The sequence below is a fragment of the Chromobacterium sp. FG89 genome (assembly GCF_057808735.1).
This window is the reverse complement of the sequence record NZ_JBMDIQ010000003.1, coordinates 282,958-303,741: the sequence shown is the minus strand read 5'-3', so window position 1 is coordinate 303,741 and position 20,784 is coordinate 282,958. Positions and strand designations below refer to the sequence as shown.

The window sequence follows — 20,784 nt, the reverse complement described above, 5'->3', positions numbered from 1 at the left end:
TACATTCCGCTTTTTCGCTCGTTTTCGCCTTGTCTCGCTCTTGCTCGCGAGACTTAGAACAGGTTCTCAGACACAGAGGCTTCCGCCTCTTCAAGCGCCGCAGGCCAGGCGTACTTGCTCCAGCAATGCGTCCGCCCGCGCCCAGTCGCTGTAGCGGCTCGGGCGCGCCGCGGCCTCGTAATCCCGCATGGCCTCATCGATATAGTCTTGCAGGCCCGGCGTGGCCGGGCCGTACTCCGGCGCGCCGCCGGCGGTTTTCAAGGCCAGCAGGCCGGCCAGCTCATCGCGCAGCCGGACATCGTCCAAAGTCCCAGCGACCAATTCCGCCAGCGCCAGCGGCGGCATGCCGCGCCGCGTCTTCACCCATTGCGCCGCCAGCAAGGGCCGCAGCACGTACAGGTATTTTTTCAGTCGCAGTTGTTGCTCGAGCTTGCGGCCGCGGTAGTTCTTACGCGCCACGGACAGATAATGCCAATAGGCCGCCTCGCCGGCGAAGTGCTCCGGCCCCAGATCCCGCAAGACCCGGCAGGCCGCCGGGTGCTGGCGGTAGACCTGCGGCGAGGCCAGCCACTCCAGTAGCGCGGCGTTGCCGCCCAGGCTCAGCCGCAGCGCCTTGCGCAGCTCCCAGCCGCTGATGTCCAGCCCGTCGGCCAGCGGCAGTTCGATCACGTCGCGCCGGTCGCCGGTCTCGTACCACGCATCCGGATGCAGGTAGACGAAGCGCACATCGTAATCGCTGTCCGGCGCGGCGTAGCCCCAGCAGCGGCTGCCGCCTTCGGCCGCGTAAAGGATGCGCACGCCGTGGCTCGCCTCCACTTGTTCCAAGCGCGCCAGCACCAGCCGCCGCGCGGCCTCCGCCGGGCGCTCGGCATGGTCCGGGCGGGTGCATGCTTCCATCGACATGCTTCGATTCTCCCTGTCTCGCCGCGGCGCGCCGGAAGATGGGGCGCCGTCCCGCCGATTGCAAAATTTCCCTTTACCCCATTTAAGCTATTTAATACAAATGGCGGCATGCCGTTGGAAACCGATGCCGCCGGCGGGCCCACACCATAATAACCGGGCCGGGAACCGGCGTCCGCTCGCAACGGCTTTTGGGGAAGAACACATATGAAGCGATGGGGACAACCATGATCACCACCATCAAGGGCAAGATTCTGGCCAGTTCCGGCCTGCTGATCCTGATCGGTTTTTGCGTGCTGGCCGGCGTCAATATCTACGCCAGTTATCAGAGCGCGGAGAAGGCGGTGCTGGACAACGCCAAGCTGTTGGCCGAAAGCGAGGCCGGCCAGGTGCAACGCTTGTTGGGCAAGACTTACGATTCGGCCCAGGTGGTGGCCGAGTCCGCGGTGGCGGTCAAGCACAATCTGCCGCCCAACGCCCGCCAGCTGATATCCGACATCGTCAAAGGCCAGTTGCCCAATAATCCGGACGCGGTCGGCTATTGGGCGATCTGGGAGCCCAACGCGCTGGACGGCCGCGACGCGGAGCTGGCCGGCAAGGAGCACAACGACAAGACCGGCCGCAGCGGCGTGTACTGGTATCGCAAGAGCGGCAAGATCGACGTGGTGTGGGGCGGCGAGGGCGTGGACGACAGCGCCTACTACACCGAGCCGCGCAAGACCGGCAAGCCGATGCTGACCGAGCCTTACGTCGATCCCGACATCAAGATCCTGATGGGCACCATTTCCTTTCCCCTGTCGAGCAACGGCAAGGTCTTGGGCGTGGCCGGCTGCGATATCGCGCTCGGTCATTTGCAGGAGCTGGCCGCCAAGGTCAAGCCTTACCAGAGCGGCTTCATGAGTTTGTATTCCAATAGCGGCGTGCAGCTGGCCGGCCGCGACCCGGCGCTCAACGGCAAGGCGGACGCCGGTCTGCCGGCGGCGGCCAAGACGGCGATCAAGGGCGGCCAGCCGGCGGAGTACGACAGCGACGACGGCTTCCGCCACTTCATCATGCCCATCACCGTGGGCGAGGCCGGCATGCCGTGGGCGGTGCGCATTTCCATCCCTTTGAGCGAGGCGTTCGCGCCGGTGCGCGCGGCTAGCTGGCAGTCGGCCTTGATCAGCCTGGGCATTCTGGCGCTGATCCTGTTGCTGCTGGGCGCCACGCTCAGCCAGTTGCTGCGCCCGCTGGGCCGGCTGCAATCGGCGATGAGCGAGCTGGCCTCCGGCAGCGGCGATCTGACCCGGGCGCTGCCCATCGCCAGCCGCGACGAGATCGGCCTGGCCGCCGGCGCGTTCAATACCTTCACCGGCTCGCTGCGCACGATGATGCTGGACGTGCGCCGCCACGCCGGCGATGTGCTGGGTTCTGTGCGCCAGTTGTCCGGCGACGTGGATCAGATCCGCGGCAGCTCGGCGCGCCAGTCCGAGGCCGCCAACGCCACCGCCGCCAGCGTGGAGCAGTTGTCGGTCAGCGTCAGCCACATCGCGGAATCGGCTCGCGTGGCAGAGCAGCGCGCGCGCGAGGCCGATACGCTGTCCAGCGAGGCTTCGGCCAATGTCGACGCCACCGTGCGCGAGATCGGCCGCATTTCGCAGACGGTGCGCGAGCTGGCCGAGGTGCTGAGCGGCATGCAGCAGCGCTCGGACCAGATCAGCGGCATCGTGTCGGTGATCCGCGACATCGCCGACCAGACCAATCTCTTGGCGCTGAACGCGGCGATCGAGGCGGCGCGCGCCGGCGAGATGGGCCGCGGCTTCGCGGTGGTGGCGGACGAAGTGCGCAAGCTGGCCGAGCGCACCGCTCAGGCCACGCTGGAAATCTCCGGCGTGATCCAGACCATGCAGCAGGACACCACCAAGGCCTCCGACAGCATGGACGGCGCGCTGCGCCAGGTGGACCAGGGGGTGAAGCTGGCCGAGGAATCGGCGCAATCGATCCAGCAGATCAGCGGCCACGCCCAGCAAGTGGTGGAATCCGTGGGCGACATCGCCGCCTCCACCTCCGAACAGTCCAGCGCCAGCCAGGAAATCGCCCGCCACATCGAAAACATTCACGGCATGTTGCTGCAAACCGACGAATCCATCAGCCAGGCGCAGCAGGCCACCACTTTGTTGGCGCGCCTGGGCGAGGAGCTGGATTCCCTGATTGGAAAATTCAAGCTGTAGCCGCGGCTTGGTCGGATTTTTTGATCGACTCTTGCGGTTTTTTGCGCTTTTTTCACGCCGCCCCGGCCCGTATAGTCCGTTCATGGCCGGCCGCCCTCCGCGGCCGGCGTCATCAATCAAGGCCGGCGCGCCGGCAGGAGAACGCAAGATGGACAAATGGATCGCATTGCTTGCCCGCGTGCTGTTGGCTCAGGTCTTCATCCTGGCCGGGATAGGCAAACTCGGCGCCGGCTACGCCGCCACCCAGGGTTATATGGCCGCGATGGGCGTGCCCGGCTTCTTGCTGCCGCTGGTGATCGCTTTGGAAATCGGCGGCGGTCTGGCCTTGGCGCTGGGCGTGCAAGCGCGCTGGGTGGCCTTGCTGCTGGCCGGTTTCTCGGTCGCCTCGGCGCTGCTCTTCCACTGGGAACCGGGCAATAGCCAGCAAATGATCCAGCTGACCAAGAACCTGGCCATGGCCGGCGGCCTGCTGATGGTGTTCGCCCACGGCGCGGGCAAGTTGTCCTGGGACGGCCGCAAGGACTGAAAGCCGGCTCAAAATGCGCTGCGCGTCGGCGGGAGAGTGAGGCAGGAGCGTTGAACAGGCTCTGCAGCGGCCCGGGCCGCGACGGCCCGCCCTCCTCTTGCCCGCCGACTCGTGCCACAATGCCGCATTGCATTGAATCGAGCGCGCCATGTCCCTGCATTTCCACGTGATTCCGGTCACGCCGTTTGCCCAGAACTGTTCCATCCTGTGGTGCGACGCCAGCGGCCGCGCCGCGGTGGTGGACGCCGGCGGCGATATCGAACGCATCGCCGACTGGACCGCCCGCCAGAACCTGACGGTGGAAAAACTGCTGCTGACCCACGGCCATATCGACCACGCCGGCGGCGCCGCGCGCCTGGCCGAGCAACTGGGCGTCAAGATTGAAGGCCCGCAGCGCGCGGAAAGCTTCTGGCTGGACCAGTTGCCGCAGCAAGGCCATATGTTCGGCTTTCCGCGCAGCGAGGCGCTGACGCCGGACCGCTGGCTGGAGGAAGGCGACACTGTCAGCGTGGGCGAGGAAAGCCTGAACGTGATCCATTGCCCCGGCCACACCCCCGGCCATGTGGTGTTTCACAGCCCAAGCGCGCGGCTGCTGATCGCCGGCGACGTGCTGTTCCAGGGCTCGATCGGCCGCACCGACTTTCCAATGGGCAATCACCAGCAACTGATCGACGCCATCCAGCAAAAGCTGTTCCTGCTGCCGGACGACACCACGGTGGTGCCGGGCCACGGCCCTTTGACCACCTTGGGCGAGGAAAAGCGCAGCAACCCCTATGTGGCCAACCCTCGCTACCGCTGAGCCGCGATGCCTCCCGAATTTGAACGCAAGGTGATCGCGCTGCTGCTGGCGCTGCCGCCGGGCCGGGTCACCACTTACGGCGCGCTGGCGGAGCAGGCCGGCTATCCGCGCCATTCGCGCCACGTCGGCCGTTTGCTCAGCCATTTGCCGGAAGGCCTCAGCGTGCCCTGGTTTCGGGTGCTGGGCGCCGGAGGGCGCATCTCGCGGCCGGGCAGCGAGCAGGCCGACTGGCAGCGCTTGCTGCTGGAAGAGGACGGGGTGGAATTGAGCGCGGCCGGCAAGGTGGATTTAAAGCGTTACGGCTGGCCGGACGCGCATTTTTGTAGCAAAAAACTGTAGTTTCACAACATTTAATGTTTCATGCCAAATATCTATAGCTCAAAATACATCGCATTTACATAAAATGACAAAAATGCGACAGGCGCATTGTAAATACTTTGCAAACGAATATTTCTGAGCTAGTCTGCGCCCGCGCCGACAGGTCTGTCCGCGCGCACTACACGCTACACGCACAATATTCTGGTGAAACAATGAAAACTCGCAATCTGCTGCTGGCCCTGGCTCTGGTGGGCGGCTGTACCCTGGCGCAAGCCGGTGATTACTCCTTCGGCAATGTCAGCTTCAACCAGCTGAACTGGTCGCCGAGCACCTTGGATCGCACGCAAGCCGGCCCGTTCGGCGCCAAGCGCAACTTCCAATACCTGGAAGCCGAAGGCGGCATCGGCCGTTCCTGGGGCGATGTTTACGGCTTCTTCGATCTGGAGAACTGGAACCGCAACGACAAGGAAATGCCGGCAGGCGATCGTCGCTACACCACCAAGGTAGTTGCGCGTTTCAACCTGGCTGAAGTCGGCGGCGTGCCGGTCAAGCTGTACACCCACGTATACGATACCCGCGGCCACAATTTCTTTGACCAGAACCGCGTAGTGGGCCTGGGCACCGACCTGAGCTTCGGCAAAGTCTGGTTCAAGCCTTTCCTCGGCTTCCACCAGGAACTGAAATATGGCGTTGGCGCCAATATGAACGGCTATATGGCCGGTTATGTCGCCGGTTTCGACTTCACCGCCTTCGGCCAGCCGTTCTCGGTGACCCAGTGGCACGAAACCGAATTCGACCGCGCCAAGGAATACACCACCCTGGCCACCCCGAACGGCGTAAGCGAACGCCGCACCGGCCAGAACGGCGCCATCGGCCTGTGGTGGACCCCGGTCAAATCCATGACCGCCGGTCTGCAGTACCGCTACGCCGTCAACAAGCTGGGCGTGGCCGGCAACGAAAACGCCGTCATCTACTCGCTGAAATACAACTTCTAAGCCCTATCGGCCTGGAAATGAAAGCCACCCTTCGCGGTGGCTTTTTTTATATTGGCCTTCTCCCGCGGCAAGCTTGGCCTCAAGGCCGATTGACACCTTACTTACTAGTAAGTATCTTCAACGCCAACACCGGCAAGCCCAAGCAATCAAACACTTGCCCACCGCGCTGGCGCCGGACGACGGCCGCGGCCACAATGATCTGCGCGAGAAATCTACACGAGGATGAAAACATGACGGCATACCCGCACCTGTTGGCCCCGCTGGACCTGGGCTTCACCACGCTGAAAAACCGCGTGCTGATGGGCTCGATGCACACCGGCCTGGAAGAGGCCCCGCAAGGCTTTGAGAAAATGGCGGCCTTTTACGCCGAGCGCGCCCGCGGCGGCGTGGGCTTGATCGTCACCGGCGGCGTCGGCCCCAATCCGGAGGGCTGTGTCGCCGAAGGCGCGTCCATGCTGGCCGACGAGGCCGAAGTGCCGCACCACAAGCTGGTCACCGACGCGGTGCACGCCGCCGGCGGCAAGATCGCGCTGCAAATCCTGCACTCCGGCCGCTACAGCTTCCAGGAAAAATGCGTGTCCGCCTCGCCGCTGATCGCGCCGATCAACTTCTACAAGCCGCGCGAGCTGTCCGACGCCGACGTCTGGCAAACCATCGCCGACTTCGCCCGCTGCGCGCGGCTGGCACAGCAGGCCGGCTACGACGGCGTGGAGGTGATGGGCTCGGAAGGCTATCTGATCAACCAGTTCATCGCCCGCGCCACCAATAAGCGCAGCGACGACTGGGGCGGAAGCTTTGAAAACCGCATCCGCTTCGCCATCGAAACCGTGAAAGCGGTGCGCGCCGCGGTGGGCAGCGATTTCATCATCATCTACCGGCTGTCCATGCTGGACCTGGTGCAGGACGGCAGTTCCTGGGACGAGGTGGCGCATCTGGCCGGAGAGATCGAGAAGGCCGGCGCCACGCTGATCAATACCGGCATAGGCTGGCACGAGGCGCGGGTGCCCACCATCGCCACCATGGTGCCGCGCGGCGGCTTCGCCTGGGTTACCAAGAAGCTGATGGGCAAGGTGAAGATTCCGCTGATCACCACCAACCGCATCAACACCCCGGAAGTGGCCGAAGAAATCCTGGCCGGCGGCTGCGCCGACATGGTGTCCATGGCGCGCCCCTTCCTGGCCGATCCGGACTTCGTCAACAAGGCCGCCGCCGGCCGCGGCGACGAGATCAACACCTGTATCGGCTGCAACCAGGCCTGTCTGGACCACATCTTCCAGGGCAAGCTGACCAGCTGCCTGGTCAATCCACGCGCCTGCCGCGAGACCGAACTGAACTACGAAAAAACCGCCCAGGCCAAGAAACTGGCCGTGGTCGGCGCCGGCCCGGCCGGCCTGGCCTTCGCCACGGTGGCGGCGGAGCGCGGCCATCAAGTGACCTTGTTCGACGCCGCGGCGGAAATCGGCGGCCAGTTCAACGTGGCCAAGCGCATTCCCGGCAAGGAGGAGTTCTACGAAACCCTGCGCTACTTCAAGCGCAAGCTGGAACAAACCGGGGTGGAGCAGCGGCTGAACACCCGAGTGGCCGCGGCGGACCTGGCCGGCTTCGACGAAGTGGTGCTGGCCACCGGCATCGCGCCGCGCACGCCGGAGATTCCCGGCGTGGACCATCCCAAGGTGCTCAACTACCTGGACGTGCTCAAGCACGGCAAGGCGGTGGGCAAGCGCGTCGCCATCATCGGCGCCGGCGGCATCGGCTTCGACACCGCGGAATTCCTGACCCACGAAGGCAAGTCCAGCTCGCTGGACACCGCCGCCTTCATGCGCGAATGGGGCGTGGACATGGCGGTGGAGCATCCGGGCGGCCTCAGTCCGCAAGGCCCGCAGCCGCACCCCAGCCCGCGCGAGGTCTACCTCTTGCAGCGCAAAACCAGCAAGGTGGGCGAAAGCCTGGGCAAGACCACGGGCTGGATTCACCGCGCCAGCCTGCAGATGAAGCGGGTGCGCATGCTGTCCGGCGTCAGCTACGACAAGATAGACGACGCCGGTCTGCACATCACGGTCAAAGGCGAGGCTCAGCTGCTGCCGGTGGACAATGTGATCATCTGCGCCGGCCAGGATCCGCTGCGCGAGCTGCAGGCGCCCCTGCAGGCCGCCGGCAAGAGCGTGCATTTGATCGGCGGCGCCGACGTGGCGGCCGAACTGGACGCCAAACGGGCGATCGATCAAGGCTCGCGCCTGGCCGCCCGCATCTGACTCCCGCCCGCCCTCTCGCCGGCCGGCCATGCCGTAAAGACATGGCCGCCGGACTGTCCTAAGCAGGCTCTCAGAACGTGTTTACGATCTCGCGAGCTAAGGCGGAACAAGGCGAAAACGGTTGAGAAAGCGGAGTGTACAGACGGTACATGAGCATTTCGAAACCATTTTCAACGCCGTATCGCCGACGCGCAGCAGATCGTAAACGGGCTCTCAGGCCCGGCTCCGCCGGGCCTGTACGCTGCCCCCGCCATCCCCGCCCGCGCTTCTCCGCGCAAAACACCGTCCTTTAGTACAGATCGGCCCTGATAAAACGTTTTAGCTCTTGTTTGGCGTTCATTAATTTGTCATCGTTGCGGCCATCGAATTAATTCATATATATGACCATATGACCGACATGCGTCAGGCGGACCTCCGCCTGCCTCTGTACCAGCAAGTGCGCGACGCTTTGGCGCGCGACATCGCCAACCGGGTATGGAAACCCGGCGAAGCGATTCCCACCGAGGCGGAGCTGGTGGGACGCTTCCACACCTCCATCGGCACCATCCGCAAGGCGGTGGATCAATTGGTGGCCGACGAGATGGTGGAACGCCGCCAAGGTAAGGGCACTTTCATCAAACCGGCCAACTTCCAATCCTCGCTGCTGCGCTTTTTCCGCTTTCACGACGCGGCGGGCAATTACCGCATCCCGGAAGCGAAAATCCTGCACCGCGAACAATTGACGCCGCCGCCGGCCATCGCCGACAGCCTGCAGCTATCGCCGGGCGCACAGGCCATCCACCTGACCCGCTTGCGCTATCTGGACCGCGAGCCCTTGCTGGCCGAGTCCATCTGGCTGCCGGCGACGCGTTTCCAGGCGCTGCTGGCCATTCCGCTACCCAGTTTCGGCGACCTGCTCTATCCGCTGTACGAGGACTGCTGTCATCAGGTGGTGGCCTCCGCGCGTGAAATCCTGACCGCGGAAGCCATCGCCTCGCCGCACGCGGAACTGCTGCAACTCGCGCCCGGCACCCCGGCCATCGTGCTGGAGCGGCTGGCCAAGGCCTATGACGGCAGCCCGCTGGAATGGCGCAGCGTGCGCGGCCGCGCCGATAAATTCCGCTATCAGGCGGACATCCGCTGATTCCGCGCCGCCCGCGCCGTGGCAGCGGCGCGCGGCGACGCATCGACAACAAGCAAGAACCATAAAGGGCAGCATCATGTTGCATTGGTATAAGCAGGTTTCGCCGGGCGAACGCAAGACCTTCTGGGGCTGTTTCGGCGGCTGGGCGCTGGACGCGCTGGACGTGCAGATGTTCAGCCTGGCCATCCCGGCGCTGATCGCCGCCTTCAGCCTGAGCAAGGCGGAAGCCGGGATGATAGGCAGCGTGACCCTGGTGGCCTCGGCGCTGGGCGGCTGGATCATGGGCGCGGTGTCGGACCGCGTCGGCCGGGTGCTGGCGCTGCAAATCACCATCGTCTGGTTCTCGCTGTTCACCCTGCTGTCCGGCTTCGCCCAAAGCTATGAGCAGTTGCTGGTGTTCAAGGCGCTACAAGGCTTCGGCTTCGGCGGCGAGTGGGCCGCCGGCGCGGTCCTGATGGCGGAGATCATCCGGCCGGAACACCGCGGCAAGGCGATGGCCTCGGTGCAAAGCGCCTGGGCGGTGGGCTGGGGCGCGTCGGTGCTGCTGTACTCGGCGATCTTCCTGCTGTTCCCGGCGGAAATCGCCTGGCGCGTGATGTTCGGCATCGGCATCTTGCCGGCCTTTTTCATCATCTATATCCGCCGCCACATTCCGGAACCGCCACGCCGCGAACGCCAGGCCGCGCCCGCGGTGCCGCTGCTGGACATCTTCAAACCCGACGTGCTGCGCATGACCCTGATCGGCTCCTTGATCGGCGTCGGCGCGCACGGCGGCTACGCCGCGCTGATGACCTGGCTGCCGATGTTCCTCAAGACCGAGCGCCACTTGTCCATTCTCGGCACCAGCGGCTATCTGGCGGTGATCATCGTCGCCTTCTGGTGCGGCTGCATGGCCAGCGCCTACCTGCTGGACCGCATCGGCCGCCGCCTCAACCTGCTGCTGTTCTCCGTCTGTTGCGTGGCCACGGTGCTGATCTACGTGTTCGCGCCGCTGAGCAATCCGCTGATGCTGTTCCTGGGCTTTCCGCTGGGCTTCTTCGCCGCCGGCATTCCCTCCAGCCTGGGCGCGCTGTTCAACGAGCTCTACCCCAGCGGCATGCGCGGCGCCGGCGTGGGCTTTTGCTACAACTTCGGCCGCATCCTGTCCGCCGGCTTTCCCTTGCTGGTCGGCTATCTGAGCGACAGCTGGACCCTGGGCGCCTCCATCGGCGTCAGCGCCGCGATGGCTTACGCCATCGTCGCGCTGGCCGTGTTCTGCCTGCCGGAAACCAAGGGCAAGCCGCTGAACGACTCGCTGCCGGACCCGCGCGGACCGGAAGCCCGCGACGCCCGCGCCTCGGCCTGAACGGCGGACGCGCCATTTCATCGAAATTGTGAGGTCACCATGGCATTAGACGAAATCGCCAACCAGATCACCGATGACGAGTTCGCCCTGGACACCATCCAGGGCGAGCGGGTCATCATCACCTCGCCCATCATCCTGGGCACGGCCGGCAGCGAATGGGAGGGCTCGCCGATTTTCCGGCGCGACTACCTGCTCGCCCTCTTGTCCCACAGCATCCGGCATCAAGTGCTGGACGCCGCCGACATCGACGCGGCGCTGGACCTGGGCGCCGTGCGCGGCGGCGCCTGTCAGGCCTGCGGCTGAATCCGGCGCCGATGATAGACGGGCACGCCCACATCTTTCTGCGTCAGCTGATAGGCACCGCCCCGCTGCGCTACAAGCCGTACCGGGACGCCCCCTTGCAAGCCTATCTGGCTCAGCTGGATCAGTTCGGCATCGCCGGCGGCGTCCTGGTGCAACCCAGCTTTCTGGGCACGGACAACCGCTATTTATTGCAGGGGCTGCGCGAGAGCGAGGGGCGGCTGCGCGGCATCGCGGTGATCGCGCCGGACTGTCCGCTGCCGGCCATGCGCGCGATGGACGACGCCGGCGTCGTCGGCCTGCGGCTGAATCTGATCGGCCGGCCGCTACCGGACCTGCACTCGCCGGCGTGGCGCCGCTGTCTGGCGCATGCCGCCAGCCTGGACTGGCAAGTGGAGGTGCACCGCGCGGCGCAGGATTGGCCGGTCTTGCTGCCGCCGCTGCTGGACGCCGGAGTCAAGGTGGTCATCGACCACTTCGGCCGGCCGCATCCTGCTTTGGGGGTGGACGATCCCGGCTTCCGCCGCATGCTGGACGCCGGCGCGGCCAGCGGCCGCGTCTGGGTCAAGATTTCCGCGGCCTATCGCAACGGCCTAGCCGGCCGCGGCGAGGACATCGCCCGCGCCGCGCTGCCGCTGCTGGACAGCGCGCTGGGGCCGGGGCGGCTGCTATGGGGCAGCGATTGGCCGCATACTCAGTTCGGCTCCATCCGCTACGCCCGCACGCTGGAGCTGTTGGAACAGTGGCTGCCGGACGCGGAACGCCGCCGACGCATCACTCACGATACGCCCGCCCGGCTGTTCCGCTTCGACGCGGCTACAGAAAGTGGCGATCCTCCGCCAGATGACTGGCCGGACAGCTGAACATCAACACCAGCGGCGCGGCGCCGGTATTGCTGAGTTGATGCTGGGTATTGGCCGGCACCACGAAGGAGCTCCGCTCCGCCACCTCATGGGCGCGCGCCGCCCCGGTGGCCACATCCACCAGCCTCATCTCGCCTCGGCCGCTGACGATATGGTAGTGCTCGTCGCCATGACGATGATAATGACCGTTGATGGCCACCCCGGGGGCAATTTCGGTTAAATACGTGCTGAAGCCGGCGTCGCCGGCCAATTTCAAAATCTTGATGCCCACGCTCTTGTCGTAAACGCCGTTTTCAAGTTCCAACTGCCAATCAATCACCTTCATGATATTCCTAACAAACCGTAATAGCGGACAAAACAAACATTAAAAGCGAGCTATTATTTCAAACCTGCGCGCCTTATGCGCCTTCTCCATGCGCCTTAATCCTTTAGTACAGTTAATCAAGGCCAAACGGCCATTCGCATTGACACTATCGGAACAAAAAATCTATAAGTGCCCAGCTTAGAGCCTGTTCAAAGCTTAGCGAACAAGAGCGAGACACGGCGTTGCGGCATTAGGGACGCGCGCGCATACGGCGCGCCGCGTTTCAAAACCGGTTTCAACGCCATTCCAAGCATCTCGCCAACGCTCAGCAACCATTGGACGGCGGCCGACGCGACAGCGAGGCCAAGACAGCGCACCCCGACATGACCAACCTCCGCACCAGGCGCACATTATGGACTATCAGCTCGTCTCCCCTGAACGCTTCACCGAAGAGCAAAGCGAATTCGTGGCTCAGTTCCGCCAATCCGTCACCCAGATCTCCGGCCAGACCGACATGATCGTCGGCGCCAAAGACGCCAACTCCCGTCATCTGGCGTCCAGCGACGCCTACGCCAGAATCGTGGCGCTCAAGCGCGGAGATGACGTGGTGGACCGTCTGGACAAGGAAATGCCCTGCGAAGGCACCGCCCAGTTCGCCGATTGCTATGTGCAGGAAGACTTGGCGCTGATGCAAACCTGCGATCCGACACGCAAGGTCTCCATCCTCAACGTGCATGAATACGGAGACGGCCTCAAGGCGCGGGTGTTCTCCAAGCATCTGCTCAAGCACGAGGCGACGCGCTCCATCCTGGGCACCATCTATTACGCGCATGAAATCGAGATCGCCAACTTCATCAACCTGATGCCCAATTACATTTTGGAATTCGGCGCCGGCTGCAGCATAGAACAGGTGCAGGGCGAATTGAAACTGCTTGACGTGGAATTGACGGAATACGAACAGGAAGTCTGCTTCCTGATGCTGCTGAATTGGGACTTCAAGCAAATCGCCGACTTCATGAACAAATATCGGCCCAAGCCCAAAACCCGGGTGGCGGATTCTATTATCAAGAGCAAAAACTATATCTGCGAAAAACTGGGCCTGCCCTCGCAACGACGCGCCGAATTATGCGATGCGCTGATTGCCGCCGGCATGCACCGCAAAATGCCGACCTCGCTTTTTAGCCGGCTGATCGGTTCCAAACAGCTGTGATATCCAACTGGGTATTCTCCATTTTTCTGGAGTTACCCCATAAGCATAAAAACGCTATGCTCTGAGCCTGGAGCGGTACACCGCGCGGCCGGACTGCCATCCCATGCCGATATCGCCGGCCCATCACGCGGCGAAGCCGGGCGGCCGACGCATCTCGCCGGTTCGCGCCTCAAGCGCGACGCCGCGACGCACTATCGGGATGCCGGCCGCTCGACAATAAAAAAACTTGAAACGCCGCCAAATCCAGCCCTTGCGCAACGCCAAGCGCCTCCCGCCTGCGCGCCGCCTCAGGCGGGCGTCGCAAGGCGACGCCAGGACGGCGAAGCGGCGGCCATTTCAAGATCAACGCGGGCCAAAGAGAAACCATGATGCGACAGGAGTCAGCAATGAGCATACGCGCCTTGAATTATGGCAAGCATTCTGCAAGATCCTTATCGGGAATCGCCAGAAACGTGGAGGCCTTCGCGCTGGACACGATAGACGGCGAACGCGTGATCATCACCCTGCCCGCCATCCAGGGCGAGCAAGGCAGCGAATGGGAAGGATCGTTGATTTTCCGTCACGACTACCTGTTGGAGCTGCTGGCCTACAGCGTGGAACACGGCATCATCAAGCCCGGCGAGGTCAGCAAGGCCTTGATCGACGGCAGTTCGCGGCCCAGCCAGGTCTAAGACCGCGAACAGACGCCAAACCCGAACCCGAGCATCCTCCAACCGCCGCGCCCTGCGCGGCGGTTTTGCTTTCAGCGGCCGCCCCGGCGGCATATCGCCGCCAGTTCCCCGGCCGCGGCGGCCGGGTCCGCCGCGCCGAACACGCCGCCTATCACCGCGATCGCATCCGCGCCGGCCGCCAGCGCCTGTCCGGCGTTGCCGGCATGGATGCCGCCTATCGCCACCAGGGGCGCGCCCAAGCTGCGCGCCTCGGAAAACAGACCCAGCCCCGCGCGCGCCGCGTCCGGCTTGGTGCCGGACGGAAACACCGCGCCGAAGGCGAGGTAGCTGGCGCCGGCCTCCGCCGCCCGTCGCGCCCGCTCCAGGCTGTCGTAGCAAGACGCGCCTATCAGCGCTCCGGCGCCCAGCCGCCGCCGCGCCGCGCTCAGGGCGGCGTCGTCGCGGCCCAGATGCACGCCGTCGGCCCCGACGCGCGCCGCCAGCTCCACATCGTCATTGACGATGAAGACCACGCCCTTGCGCCGGCACAGCTCGGCCAGCGCCTGCGCCTGCTCCAGACGCAAAACCGCGTCCTCGCTCTTGTTGCGGTATTGCAGGATGTTGATGTGCGGCGCCGCCACCTGCGCCAGGCTCAGCAGCCGCGCGCTGTCCTCGGTGTCCGGCGTGATCGCGTACAGCCCCTTAAGCCTGTCCGGCATCGTCGTCCTCGTCGTCGCCGCGCGCCCAGAACATCCGATCCGGCAGGAACTGGCCCATGCCGGGCCGGAAACCGTTCAGCAAGGCCTGGTAGGTGTATTCCTGCGCCTCCCGCACCGCTTCCGGCAACAGCAGGCCGGTGGCCAGCATGCCGGCGATGGCCGAGGCCAGCGTGCAGCCGGAGCCGTGGTAGCTGCCCGGCAGACGCTCCCAGGCGTCGGAGCGCACCAGGCCGCCGGGACCGTACAGCTGGTTGACCACTTCCTTGGTGTTTTCGTGGGTGCCGGTGATCAGCAGGTGCGGGCAGCCCAGCGCCAGGATGCGCTGCGCGCACTGCTCCAGCGTCAGATCCTCGTCCTCGTCGGCGTCGTTGCTGGCGATGCGCCGCGCTTCTATGCTATTGGGCGTCAGGATGGACACCTGCGGAATCAGCATGTCGCGCATCGCGGCGATCAAGTCCTCGTCGGCCAACTCGTGGCCGCCGCCGCTGGCCAGCACCGGATCCAGCACCACCGGGATGTCCGGGTAGTCCGCGATCAGCTGCGCCACCACCGCCACGTTCTCCACGCTGCCCAACATGCCGATCTTGAAAGCGGTAACCGGAATGTCTTCCATCAGAAAACGCGCCTGGTCATTGACCCAGTCCGCGTCCAGCACCATAAAGTCATTGATGCCGACGGTATCCTGCACCGTAATCGCGGTGATCACCGACAAGGGATGGCATCCCAGGCTGGCCAGCGTCAGAATGTCGGCCTGGATGCCGGCGCCGCCGGAAGGGTCCGAGCCCGCCAGGGTAAGGACCACGGGAGGAGTGGGCTGAGTGGTCAAGACGGAAACCTCTTCGTTCTGTATATGGGCGGAGCGGCCGGCGGGCGCATTGTCAGTGTCGCGGACCACTCTTAGAATAACTGTTTTACTCGATCACAAGGTGATGCGATGCGTACTTGGATGTGTCTGATCTGCGGCTTTATCTACGACGAGGAAGCCGGCCGTCCGGAGGATGGTATCCCGCCGGGCACCAAGTGGGAAGACATTCCGCCCAACTGGACTTGCCCGGATTGCGACGCGCGCAAAGACGATTTCGAAATGGTGGAAATCTGAGCCGGCGCCGCCCGCGTCCGCCGCGATTTCCCGCCGCGCCGCAGCTCGCCGTTCAGGCGGCGTCCGGCGCTCAAGAGGCCATACCGCAATGAAAAGTTTCTGGAGCAAAACCCTGGCCGGCCTGCTGGCCGCCGCCGCCCTCGCCGGCTGTGCCCAGGTCAACACCACCCAGGGCGGCGCCGTCGGCGTCAACCGCGGTCAAACCATGCTGCTGTCCAGCCAGGAAGTGGAGCAGATGTCGGCCAAATCCTATGCCCAGCAGCTGGGCAAGGCGCGCGCCGGCGGCCAGCTCAACGCCGACGCGGCGATGACGGCGCGGGTGCGCAAGATCTCCCAGCGCCTGATCGCCCAGGCGCCGGTATTCCGCCCCGACGCCGCCAAATGGCGTTGGGAAGTCAATGTGATGCGCAATGACGAACCCAACGCCTACGCGATGGCCGGCGGCAAGATCATGGTCTACTCCGGCCTGATCACCAAGCTCAAGCTGAGCGACGCCGAACTGGCGGCCGTCATCGGCCATGAAATCTCGCACGCATTGCGCGAGCACTCGCGCGAAAGCATGAGCCAGGCCTACGCGCAGCAAGTGGGTCTGTCGCTGGTGGGCGCGGTGGCCGGCCTCAGGCAGAACCAGCTGGACATGGCGGCGATGGCCGCCGACGTGGCCTTGTCCAAGCCCAACAGCCGCACCATGGAATCCGAGGCCGACATCATGGGCCTGGAACTGATGGCGCGCGCCGGCTACGACCCCAACGCCGCGGTCAACGTCTGGAACAAAATGCAGGCGGCCGGCAATGGCGGCGGCGTGGAATTCCTGTCCACCCACCCGTCCGGCCCCACCCGCATCCACGACCTGCAGCAGCGCATCCCGCAAGTGATGCCGCTGTACCAGGCGGCGAAGAAAGGCTGAACATGCCCTTGCGCAAAGAGGATATGGACGCGCTGCTGGCCCAGGCCCGCGCCTTGCCGGGCGCCCAGTTCGACATCAAGTGGGAAACCCGGCGCGTGCTCAGCCTGGAAAGCAAGATGTTCGCCTTGTTCAACGACGACACGGTGATGTACAAGGTGGCCGACGACGATTTTCTCGTCCTCAGCGGCCTGCCCGGGGTGCGGCCGGCGCCGTATCTGGCGCGGGCGCGCTGGATAGAAGTGTCGTCGCTGGAGGCGCTGAGCCTGGAGCAGCTGCACGACGGCCTCGCCGACGCGCGGCGCCTGGTGCTGGCCAAGCTGCCCAAGGCGGTCAGACAACGCTACGAGGCCAGCGCATGAGCGCAGCCGGCCCCATCGCCGCGGTGCTGATTCACGTCGCCGATTGGCGCGCCGGACTCGCCTGGTATCAACGGGCTTTTCCAGCGGCGCAAGCCGTAGACCTGCCCGAGTTCGACTTCGCCTGCCTGGAATGGCAGGGCGTCCGGCTGGAAATCGTGCGGGCCGACGCCAAGGTGGGCTCCGGCGCGGCCGGCAGCGTCGTCTATTGGCGCAGCGGCGACCTGGACGCCGACATCCATCGGATGACCGGCCTGGGCGCCGCCTTGTATCGCGGCCCGCTGGCGATAGAAGCGCAACAGGGCATCTGCCAATTGCGGGACCCATGGGGCAATTGCATCGGTTTGCGCGGCCCATGGACGCCCGCCACAAGGACAAGGACACCGTGAGCTACCTTTACCTGAAAGCCTTCCACATTTTCTTCGTGGTGTCCTGGTTCGCCGGGCTGTTCTACCTGCCGCGCCTCTATGTCAATCTGGCGCTGGCGGAACAGGACGCCGAATACCAGCGCCTGCTGCTGATGGCGCGCAAACTCTACCGCTTCATGACCCCGCTGGCCGCGCTGGCGCTGGCCACCGGTCTTGGCCTGTGGCTGGGCTTCGGCATCGGCGGCGGCTGGCTGCACGCCAAGCTGACCCTGGTGCTGCTCTTGGTCGGCTACCACGGCTGTTGCGGCAAGCTCTACCGCGACTTCGCCGCCAAAACCAACCGCCGCAGCCATACCTGGTTCCGCGTGTTCAACGAACTGCCGGTGCTGGTATTGCTGGCGGTGGTGATTCTGGTGGTGGTCAAACCGTTCTGAGGAGATGGATCGCATGCGCAAATGGATTGCATTGTGGCTGGGCTGCCTGCCCGCCTGGGCCGCCACCCCGCTGCCGCCCAAACCGGCGCTGCCGCCGGAAGTGGTGGCCACGCTGCGCCGCGACGGCGCGGAGCTGCTGCGGCTGCCGATGTGCGTGGACGCCAAGGGCGCTTTTTCCGGCCAGCGGGAGGTCGGCGACGCCCTGCTCAGCATCGGCGGCACCGTCTCCGTGGCGCGCGCCCAGCACAAGCCCTTGCTGAACGCCAACGCCAGCTGGAGCGACCAGGACGGCAAACGCGTGGTCAGCGCCCAGACCCTGATCGGCGCGCAGCCGGAATTGGTGGGGAGCTGGCCGCAACGCGCCACGCCTTACGGCCAGAGCAGCGGCGTAGTCTCTCAGCAAAGCAGCCTGTCGCTGTATCTGCAGATCTCGCCGCGGGCGGAAGCCTGCGGTAAACCCAAGGGCGAACAGATCGCCCATTAGAAGCTGTTCAATGTCCGCTGCGCTTCGGCGATACAGCGTTGAACTGGCTGGAGTAGGTATAAAATGGCAGTGGAAATCGAACGCCGCTTCATCGTCGTAGGCGACGCCTGGCGCGGCCTGGCCCCAGGCGTGCAATACCGCCAGGGTTATCTGTCGGTGGAAAAGGAACGCACCGTGCGCGTGCGCGTGGTCGGAGATCAGGCCTGGCTGACGTTGAAAAGCAATATCAGCAACGTCAGCCGCCACGAGTTCGAATACCCGGTGCCGCTGGCCGACGCGCAAATCATCATGGGAGCGATGTGCCCTATGGTGGTGGACAAGCTGCGCCACCGCATCGAGCACGGCGGCTTCATCTGGGAAGTGGACGAATTTTTCGGCGACAACGCCGGCCTGGTCTTGGCCGAAATCGAGCTGCCGGATGAAAGCACCCCTTTCGACCAGCCTGCCTGGATAGGCGAGGAAGTCACCGAGGACGGCCGCTACACCAACGCCTATCTGTCCAAGAACCCCTATAGCCGCTGGTAGTCTTGCCGGCCTGACGCCATGGATTAGCGATGGTTCGGACCAAGGCTATGCGAATGGGTTGCCATATTGCAGAACGTAATCATGGTAGCCCATTTTAAATAACTTATGCTCCATCTCTATTTCCGCCGAATTACCCGCGTGCAAAGATTTTAATACGCTTTCCGAAAACTCCATGGCCGCGGTTCCATTCGCTGTGATCAGGTTTCTATCCCGCACCGTTTGCGCTGCGATAAAGCCTGCGTGATGGCGGTATTCCGGATATTCCGCCCACAAGTGCTGAGCATTGCCGGTGTGGCGATAATCATTCAACAAGCCGTTCCGCGCCAAAAAATCCACCGCGCCGCAAATTGCCGCCACGACAACCCCTGTTGCCAAGCAAGCGGCAACCCTCTCCCTCAACTCAGGGCTGTCCAGGCCCCAGGCGTTGCCGCCGACTAAAACCAACAGCGCGGTATCGCCGGGAATATCCATCAGCGCGTAGTCAACAACCGTTGTAAAACCGCCCATGGATTTGCACACGCCCCGCTCCAAGGAGGCCGTGGCCACCGACCACTGCTTGCTCATCACCAGCCGGCTGGACAGAAAAGCGCTTTCCCACTCGGCGTACTCATCCAATAAGAAAAATACGGCTTTTTTCATGACGCGTTCTCTATCGAAAATGACATGGTCAAAAGCATATATCACTCATAGCCCACCCACGCCAGCCTCGGTTAAAATAGCGGCCAATGGCGGGTCCAGCGCCCGCGCCCAATCCGAACACACCCGCGGCCGCGGCCGCCCGACAAGGAAACGCACATGTCCCGCAATCTGGAACTGTTTGAACGTGGCAAGAAATCCATCCCCGGCGGCGTCAACTCGCCGGTGCGCGCCTTCGGCCAGGTCGGCGGCACGCCGCGCTTCATCCAGCGCGCCGAAGGCGCCTACTTCTGGGACGCCGACGACAAACAGTATCTGGACTATGTAGGCTCCTGGGGTCCGGCCATCGTCGGCCACGCCCACCCGGACGTGGTGCGCGCGGTGCAGGAAGCGGCCGTCGGCGGCCTGTCCTTCGGCGCGCCCACCGAGGGCGAAGTGCTGATCGCCGAGGAAATCCGCAAGCTGCTGCCCTCCATCGAGCAAGTGCGCCTGGTCTCCTCCGGCACCGAAGCCACCATGTCGGCGATCCGCCTGGCGCGCGGCTTCACCGGCCGCGACCTCATCGTCAAATTCGAAGGCTGCTACCACGGCCACTCCGACAGTCTGCTGGTCAAGGCCGGCTCCGGCCTGCTCACCTTCGGCAACCCGTCCTCCGGCGGCGTGCCGGCCGACTGCACCAAGCACACCCTGGTACTGCAGTACAACGACGTCGAACAGCTGGACAAGACCTTCCGCGAAATCGGCGGCCAAATCGCCTGCGTGATCCTGGAGCCGATCGCCGGCAATATGAATTTGATCCAGCCCTCGGCCGAGTTCGTCCAGGCGCTGCGCAGCCTGACCGAGCAACACGGCGCGGTGCTGATCTACGACGAAGTGATGACCGGTTTCCGCGTGGCGCTGAACTGCGCCCAGGGTCTGCACGGCGTCAAGCCGGACCTGACCACGCTGGGCAAGGTGGTGGGCGGCGGCATGCCGCTGGCGGCCTTTGGCGGCCGCGCCGACATCATGGCCTGCATCGCGCCGCTGGGCAACGTCTACCAGGCCGGCACCCTGTCCGGCAATCCGCTGTCGGTAGCCGCCGGCCTCGCCACCCTTAAGCTGATCCAGCAGCCGGGCTTCCACGCAGAGCTGGGCCGCCGCACCGCGCGTCTAGCCCAGGGCCTGGCCGACGCCGCGCGCGCGGCCGGCGTGACCATGAGCAGCGACAGCGTGGGCGGCATGTTCGGCTTCTACTTCAGCGAGCACGCGCCCAAGTCCTACGCCGAAGCCACCCGCTGCGACATCGAACGCTTTAAGCGCTTCTTCCACGCGATGCTGGACGAAGGCGTCTACCTGGCGCCGTCCGCCTACGAAGCCGGCTTCGTCTCCAGCGCCCACAGCGACGACATCATCGAGCAGACCCTGGCCGCCGCAGCCCGCGCGCTGAGCCGCGTCTAAGCCTGAACGCCGCCGCCTCCGCGC

General features: G+C 64.6%; 25 protein-coding genes. 20 read left to right on the top strand and 5 right to left on the bottom strand.

The window, feature by feature from the left end; translation table 11 throughout:
- Positions 1-90: 90 nt before the first annotated feature.
- The gene (locus tag ACODRW_RS04985; protein ID WP_488905280.1) at positions 91-903 is read right to left on the bottom strand and encodes a nucleotidyltransferase domain-containing protein; all 813 of its coding nucleotides are present in this window, start codon (positions 901-903) and stop codon (positions 91-93) included.
- Between the two features lie 224 nt (positions 904-1,127).
- Between ACODRW_RS04985 and ACODRW_RS04980 the strand changes: the two genes are divergently transcribed.
- The 10 genes from ACODRW_RS04980 to ACODRW_RS04935 all read left to right on the top strand — a co-directional run bounded on the left by ACODRW_RS04980 (position 1,128) and on the right by ACODRW_RS04935 (position 11,631).
- The gene (locus ACODRW_RS04980; protein ID WP_158274386.1) at positions 1,128-3,110 is read left to right on the top strand and encodes a methyl-accepting chemotaxis protein; all 1,983 of its coding nucleotides are present in this window, start codon (positions 1,128-1,130) and stop codon (positions 3,108-3,110) included.
- 148 nt (positions 3,111-3,258) lie between these two features.
- The gene (locus ACODRW_RS04975) at positions 3,259-3,636 is read left to right on the top strand and encodes a DoxX family protein (RefSeq protein WP_107801175.1); all 378 of its coding nucleotides are present in this window, start codon (positions 3,259-3,261) and stop codon (positions 3,634-3,636) included.
- A gap of 148 nt (positions 3,637-3,784) precedes the next feature.
- The gene (locus ACODRW_RS04970; RefSeq protein WP_227105681.1) at positions 3,785-4,435 is read left to right on the top strand and encodes an MBL fold metallo-hydrolase; all 651 of its coding nucleotides are present in this window, start codon (positions 3,785-3,787) and stop codon (positions 4,433-4,435) included.
- 6 nt (positions 4,436-4,441) lie between these two features.
- Complete coding sequence (locus ACODRW_RS04965; RefSeq protein ID WP_488905279.1) at positions 4,442-4,774, top strand: MGMT family protein; 333 nt, start codon at positions 4,442-4,444, stop codon at positions 4,772-4,774.
- 191 nt (positions 4,775-4,965) lie between these two features.
- The gene (locus ACODRW_RS04960; protein WP_227105685.1) at positions 4,966-5,748 is read left to right on the top strand and encodes an outer membrane protein OmpK; all 783 of its coding nucleotides are present in this window, start codon (positions 4,966-4,968) and stop codon (positions 5,746-5,748) included.
- A 230-nt stretch (positions 5,749-5,978) separates the two neighbouring features.
- A complete protein-coding gene (locus ACODRW_RS04955; RefSeq protein ID WP_488905278.1) occupies positions 5,979-8,000 on the top strand; it encodes a 2,4-dienoyl-CoA reductase FMN-binding domain-containing protein in 2,022 nt (673 codons plus the stop codon).
- 388 nt (positions 8,001-8,388) lie between these two features.
- Entirely contained in the window at positions 8,389-9,123 is a 735-nt protein-coding gene (locus ACODRW_RS04950) for a GntR family transcriptional regulator (RefSeq protein ID WP_199225953.1), read from the top strand.
- A 76-nt stretch (positions 9,124-9,199) separates the two neighbouring features.
- Entirely contained in the window at positions 9,200-10,468 is a 1,269-nt protein-coding gene (locus ACODRW_RS04945; RefSeq protein ID WP_253314966.1) for an MFS transporter, read from the top strand.
- Between the two features lie 39 nt (positions 10,469-10,507).
- The gene (locus ACODRW_RS04940; RefSeq protein ID WP_235085766.1) at positions 10,508-10,771 is read left to right on the top strand and encodes a hypothetical protein; all 264 of its coding nucleotides are present in this window, start codon (positions 10,508-10,510) and stop codon (positions 10,769-10,771) included.
- Between the two features lie 11 nt (positions 10,772-10,782).
- Positions 10,783-11,631: an amidohydrolase family protein gene (locus ACODRW_RS04935; protein ID WP_253314967.1), complete on the top strand. Its 849-nt coding sequence runs from the start codon at positions 10,783-10,785 to the stop codon at positions 11,629-11,631.
- Here ACODRW_RS04935 and ACODRW_RS04930 read toward each other — a convergent pair.
- Complete coding sequence (locus ACODRW_RS04930) at positions 11,585-11,956, bottom strand: cupin domain-containing protein (RefSeq protein ID WP_107801183.1); 372 nt, start codon at positions 11,954-11,956, stop codon at positions 11,585-11,587. The genes ACODRW_RS04935 and ACODRW_RS04930 overlap by 47 nt on opposite strands.
- A 391-nt stretch (positions 11,957-12,347) precedes the next feature.
- Here ACODRW_RS04930 and ACODRW_RS04925 point away from each other — a divergent pair, with 391 nt between their 5' ends.
- Positions 12,348-13,145: a hypothetical protein gene (locus ACODRW_RS04925; RefSeq protein ID WP_107801184.1), complete on the top strand. Its 798-nt coding sequence runs from the start codon at positions 12,348-12,350 to the stop codon at positions 13,143-13,145.
- 386 nt (positions 13,146-13,531) lie between these two features.
- A complete protein-coding gene (locus ACODRW_RS04920) occupies positions 13,532-13,816 on the top strand; it encodes a hypothetical protein (RefSeq protein ID WP_146176757.1) in 285 nt (94 codons plus the stop codon).
- A gap of 71 nt (positions 13,817-13,887) precedes the next feature.
- Here the strand turns inward: ACODRW_RS04920 and thiE are convergent, their stop codons facing one another.
- Positions 13,888-14,514, bottom strand: a complete 627-nt coding sequence (thiE, locus tag ACODRW_RS04915; RefSeq protein ID WP_488905277.1) for a thiamine phosphate synthase — start codon at positions 14,512-14,514, stop codon at positions 13,888-13,890.
- On the bottom strand, positions 14,498-15,340 hold the full coding sequence (gene thiD, locus ACODRW_RS04910; protein ID WP_227105696.1) for a bifunctional hydroxymethylpyrimidine kinase/phosphomethylpyrimidine kinase: 843 nt from the start codon (positions 15,338-15,340) through the stop codon (positions 14,498-14,500). Before thiD ends, thiE begins: the two co-directional genes overlap by 17 nt.
- A 108-nt stretch (positions 15,341-15,448) precedes the next feature.
- Between thiD and ACODRW_RS04905 the strand changes: the two genes are divergently transcribed.
- From ACODRW_RS04905 to ACODRW_RS04875, 7 genes are all read left to right on the top strand, one after another.
- Positions 15,449-15,613, top strand: a complete 165-nt coding sequence (locus ACODRW_RS04905) for a rubredoxin (protein ID WP_039756174.1) — start codon at positions 15,449-15,451, stop codon at positions 15,611-15,613.
- Between the two features lie 88 nt (positions 15,614-15,701).
- Complete coding sequence (locus ACODRW_RS04900; RefSeq protein WP_107801187.1) at positions 15,702-16,520, top strand: M48 family metallopeptidase; 819 nt, start codon at positions 15,702-15,704, stop codon at positions 16,518-16,520.
- Between the two features lie 2 nt (positions 16,521-16,522).
- Positions 16,523-16,879: an MmcQ/YjbR family DNA-binding protein gene (locus ACODRW_RS04895; RefSeq protein ID WP_107801188.1), complete on the top strand. Its 357-nt coding sequence runs from the start codon at positions 16,523-16,525 to the stop codon at positions 16,877-16,879.
- Positions 16,876-17,265 (top strand): VOC family protein, encoded by a 390-nt coding sequence (locus tag ACODRW_RS04890; RefSeq protein WP_488905276.1) that lies wholly within the window; start codon positions 16,876-16,878, stop codon positions 17,263-17,265. The genes ACODRW_RS04895 and ACODRW_RS04890 overlap by 4 nt, the downstream gene beginning before the upstream one ends.
- On the top strand, positions 17,232-17,678 hold the full coding sequence (locus ACODRW_RS04885; protein WP_199225954.1) for a CopD family protein: 447 nt from the start codon (positions 17,232-17,234) through the stop codon (positions 17,676-17,678). The genes ACODRW_RS04890 and ACODRW_RS04885 overlap by 34 nt, the downstream gene beginning before the upstream one ends.
- A 13-nt stretch (positions 17,679-17,691) precedes the next feature.
- On the top strand, positions 17,692-18,162 hold the full coding sequence (locus tag ACODRW_RS04880) for a hypothetical protein (protein WP_107801190.1): 471 nt from the start codon (positions 17,692-17,694) through the stop codon (positions 18,160-18,162).
- A 63-nt stretch (positions 18,163-18,225) separates the two neighbouring features.
- Positions 18,226-18,687, top strand: a complete 462-nt coding sequence (locus tag ACODRW_RS04875) for a CYTH domain-containing protein (protein WP_488905275.1) — start codon at positions 18,226-18,228, stop codon at positions 18,685-18,687.
- Positions 18,688-18,732: 45 nt separating this feature from the next.
- On the opposite strand, the gene ACODRW_RS04870 is transcribed toward ACODRW_RS04875, so the two are convergent.
- Positions 18,733-19,326 carry a DJ-1/PfpI family protein gene (locus tag ACODRW_RS04870; protein WP_488905274.1) on the bottom strand — a complete coding sequence of 198 codons (594 nt, stop codon included), beginning with the start codon at positions 19,324-19,326 and terminating at the stop codon, positions 18,733-18,735.
- A gap of 156 nt (positions 19,327-19,482) precedes the next feature.
- On the opposite strand from ACODRW_RS04870, the gene hemL reads away from it, so the two are divergent.
- Positions 19,483-20,760 carry a glutamate-1-semialdehyde 2,1-aminomutase gene (gene hemL, locus ACODRW_RS04865; RefSeq protein ID WP_488876694.1) on the top strand — a complete coding sequence of 426 codons (1,278 nt, stop codon included), beginning with the start codon at positions 19,483-19,485 and terminating at the stop codon, positions 20,758-20,760.
- The last annotated feature ends 24 nt before the right edge of the window (positions 20,761-20,784 follow it).

Excerpts from the sequence above, each read along its gene's own strand:
- ACODRW_RS04935 (WP_253314967.1), top strand. The coding sequence starts at position 10,783 with ATGATAGACGGGCACGCCCACATCTTTCTGCGTCAGCTGATAGGCACC.
- ACODRW_RS04895 (WP_107801188.1), top strand. The coding sequence starts at position 16,523 with ATGCCCTTGCGCAAAGAGGATATGGACGCGCTGCTGGCCCAGGCCCGC.
- ACODRW_RS04930 (WP_107801183.1), bottom strand. The coding sequence starts at position 11,956 with ATGAAGGTGATTGATTGGCAGTTGGAACTTGAAAACGGCGTTTACGAC.
- thiE (WP_488905277.1), bottom strand. The coding sequence starts at position 14,514 with ATGCCGGACAGGCTTAAGGGGCTGTACGCGATCACGCCGGACACCGAG.
- ACODRW_RS04920 (WP_146176757.1), top strand. The coding sequence starts at position 13,532 with ATGAGCATACGCGCCTTGAATTATGGCAAGCATTCTGCAAGATCCTTA.
- ACODRW_RS04985 (WP_488905280.1), bottom strand. The coding sequence starts at position 903 with ATGTCGATGGAAGCATGCACCCGCCCGGACCATGCCGAGCGCCCGGCG.
- ACODRW_RS04900 (WP_107801187.1), top strand. The coding sequence starts at position 15,702 with ATGAAAAGTTTCTGGAGCAAAACCCTGGCCGGCCTGCTGGCCGCCGCC.
- ACODRW_RS04945 (WP_253314966.1), top strand. The coding sequence starts at position 9,200 with ATGTTGCATTGGTATAAGCAGGTTTCGCCGGGCGAACGCAAGACCTTC.
- ACODRW_RS04870 (WP_488905274.1), bottom strand. The coding sequence starts at position 19,326 with ATGAAAAAAGCCGTATTTTTCTTATTGGATGAGTACGCCGAGTGGGAA.
- ACODRW_RS04975 (WP_107801175.1), top strand. The coding sequence starts at position 3,259 with ATGGACAAATGGATCGCATTGCTTGCCCGCGTGCTGTTGGCTCAGGTC.
- ACODRW_RS04960 (WP_227105685.1), top strand. The coding sequence starts at position 4,966 with ATGAAAACTCGCAATCTGCTGCTGGCCCTGGCTCTGGTGGGCGGCTGT.
- ACODRW_RS04890 (WP_488905276.1), top strand. The coding sequence starts at position 16,876 with ATGAGCGCAGCCGGCCCCATCGCCGCGGTGCTGATTCACGTCGCCGAT.
- ACODRW_RS04955 (WP_488905278.1), top strand. The coding sequence starts at position 5,979 with ATGACGGCATACCCGCACCTGTTGGCCCCGCTGGACCTGGGCTTCACC.
- ACODRW_RS04940 (WP_235085766.1), top strand. The coding sequence starts at position 10,508 with ATGGCATTAGACGAAATCGCCAACCAGATCACCGATGACGAGTTCGCC.
- ACODRW_RS04950 (WP_199225953.1), top strand. The coding sequence starts at position 8,389 with ATGACCGACATGCGTCAGGCGGACCTCCGCCTGCCTCTGTACCAGCAA.
- ACODRW_RS04980 (WP_158274386.1), top strand. The coding sequence starts at position 1,128 with ATGATCACCACCATCAAGGGCAAGATTCTGGCCAGTTCCGGCCTGCTG.
- ACODRW_RS04875 (WP_488905275.1), top strand. The coding sequence starts at position 18,226 with ATGGCAGTGGAAATCGAACGCCGCTTCATCGTCGTAGGCGACGCCTGG.
- ACODRW_RS04965 (WP_488905279.1), top strand. The coding sequence starts at position 4,442 with ATGCCTCCCGAATTTGAACGCAAGGTGATCGCGCTGCTGCTGGCGCTG.
- ACODRW_RS04925 (WP_107801184.1), top strand. The coding sequence starts at position 12,348 with ATGGACTATCAGCTCGTCTCCCCTGAACGCTTCACCGAAGAGCAAAGC.
- ACODRW_RS04885 (WP_199225954.1), top strand. The coding sequence starts at position 17,232 with ATGGACGCCCGCCACAAGGACAAGGACACCGTGAGCTACCTTTACCTG.
- hemL (WP_488876694.1), top strand. The coding sequence starts at position 19,483 with ATGTCCCGCAATCTGGAACTGTTTGAACGTGGCAAGAAATCCATCCCC.
- ACODRW_RS04905 (WP_039756174.1), top strand. The coding sequence starts at position 15,449 with ATGCGTACTTGGATGTGTCTGATCTGCGGCTTTATCTACGACGAGGAA.
- ACODRW_RS04970 (WP_227105681.1), top strand. The coding sequence starts at position 3,785 with ATGTCCCTGCATTTCCACGTGATTCCGGTCACGCCGTTTGCCCAGAAC.
- ACODRW_RS04880 (WP_107801190.1), top strand. The coding sequence starts at position 17,692 with ATGCGCAAATGGATTGCATTGTGGCTGGGCTGCCTGCCCGCCTGGGCC.